1 protein-coding gene and 1 pseudogene are annotated in these 2104 nt (G+C 71.0%); one reads left to right on the plus strand and one right to left on the minus strand.

Annotation, left to right across the window (positions count from 1 at the left end; genetic code table 11):
* Positions 1-578 (minus strand): annotated as a pseudogene (locus Ae331Ps2_RS21515) (transposase); the annotation flags it as partial.
* A 149-nt stretch (positions 579-727) separates the two neighbouring features.
* Between Ae331Ps2_RS21515 and Ae331Ps2_RS21520 the strand changes: the two are divergent.
* On the plus strand, positions 728-2104 hold a 1377-nt coding region (locus tag Ae331Ps2_RS21520; RefSeq protein ID WP_139319247.1), incomplete at its 3' end, for a lysine N(6)-hydroxylase/L-ornithine N(5)-oxygenase family protein.

A 2104-nucleotide genomic window follows, 5' to 3' on the forward strand; every position in this document is an offset into this window, starting at 1 on the left:
GCGGGTCTTACCGGAGTCATAGCCGGCGTCGAGGTGCACGGTGATGTCGTCGGGCAGCGGGCCGAGAGCGTCGAGGTGGTCGAGAGTGGGGCCCAGTAGCGGGGAGTCGTGGCGGTGTGCCCCGGCCAGGACCCGGCCCAGTGGGATGCCGTATCCCTCGACGAGTACCGATCGCTTCAGGCCCCTTGCGCCGGTCGACCGGTGACGGTCCGGCGACCTCACCGCCGCCGGGGGCCTTGGTGATGGCGCCGTCGACGGCAACGTCGTCAAGCAACAGGCCGACGATGCGGTCGTAGGCGTCCAGGGCGATCCGGCGTAGCTGGGCGAAGACCCCGAGCCGGATCCACTCGTCACGGCGATCGCGGATGGTGGTCGCCGAGCAGGTGCTGTCGGCGATGCCCTGATACGGGCAGCCGAACCGCAGTACCTCACAGGAGCTTGTCGAACACGACCCGATCCGCGATCCGGCGGCGGTGACAGCCCCACGGATGAGTGGGATCGAACTCGACCCGGGGCGGCAGCAGCGCGGCGAACTGGTCCCACAACGGCTCGGTCAGCCATGATGGCAGGGCGGGCACGCGGCCTCCAGACGATCACGAAGAGTCAACAACTTCATGATCGACAGGCCCGTGCCCGCCCCTCACCATCGACACCCGGCCGCGACCCAGCTGTGATCAATCCGCGCGACCTCTTATCTGAGGCGTGCCGAAGCAACGAAAGGACCGTGATGGCGAACCCCGCGAACGCGAACCCCCACTCCGCCCCGGAGGTACTCGACGTAGTGGGGGTCGGGTTCGGGCCGTCGAACCTCGGCATCGCGATCGCCCTGCTGGAGCACAACGCGGCGGCCCCGGCCGACGCGCGGGTGACCGCCCGGTTCGTCGAGCGCCAGGATCGGTTCGGCTGGCACCGCGGGATGCTGCTCGAGGACGCGACCATGCAGGTGTCCTACCTCAAGGACCTCGTGACGTTGCGGAACCCGACCAGCGGCTTCTCCTTCCTGTCCTACCTGCACGACCGCGACCGGCTCGCCGACTTCATCAACTACGGCTCGTCGTTCCCCACCCGCCGCGAGTTCCACGACTACCTGGAGTGGGCCGCCGCACGGGTCGGCGAGGTCAGCGACGCCGCGGGCTCCCCGGTGACCGTCGACTACGGCAGCGAGGTCGTCGAGATCGAGCCCGTGCCCGGCGACGGGGTGGTCGACCTCCTCGACGTCGTGGTGCGCACCGGCGAACGGGTGGAGCGGCTGCGGACCCGCAACGTCGTGCTCGCCTGCGGGCTCACCCCGGTCCTCCCGCGCGGGATCACCGCAGGTGGACGCATCTGGCACAACCGCGACCTGCTCTTCCGCACCCGCGAGCTCGCCGGCGCCTCGCCCGCGCGGTTCGCCGTCGTCGGGGCCGGGCAGAGCGCGGCGGAGACCGTGGAGCACCTGCACCGCACCTTCCCGACCGCCGAGGTGCACGCGGTGTTCGCCCGCTACGGCTACAGCCCCGCCGACGACACGTCCTTCGCCAACCGGATCTTCGACCCGGCCGCCGTCGACGACTTCTTCACCGCCCCGGACGAGGTCAAGGACCGCATCCTCGGCTACCACGCCAACACCAACTACTCGGTGGTCGACCCCGAGCTGATCGAGGGCCTGTACCGCACGCACTACCACGAGCGGGTCGCCGGCCGGGAGCGGCTGCGCTTCCGCAACGTCTCCCGGGTGGCCGACGTCGTCGACGTCGGGGACCGGGTGGAACTGGCCATCGAGTCGCTCATCGACGGCGAGCGCGAGGTCATCACCGCCGACGCCGTGGTCTACGCGACCGGGTACCGGTCGGCCGACCCGCTGTGGCTGCTCGACGCCGGCCTGCAGCAGGCCTGCGGGCGCGACGGACAGGGCCGGCTCGACGTGCAGCGCGACTACCGCGTCCGCACCGGTGCGCTCCCCGGTGGCGGAACGGTCCGGGCCGGCGTCTACCTGCAGGGTCCGACCGAGCACACGCACGGCATCACCTCGACCCTGCTGTCCAACATCGCCGTGCGGTCCGGAGAGATCGTCGCCTCGCTCGTCCGGGGAACGGCGGTCGCCTCCCCGGAGGCGAGCGGACGC

The sequence above is a fragment of the Pseudonocardia sp. Ae331_Ps2 genome, from assembly GCF_001932405.1.
Lineage (GTDB): Bacteria > Actinomycetota > Actinomycetes > Mycobacteriales > Pseudonocardiaceae > Pseudonocardia.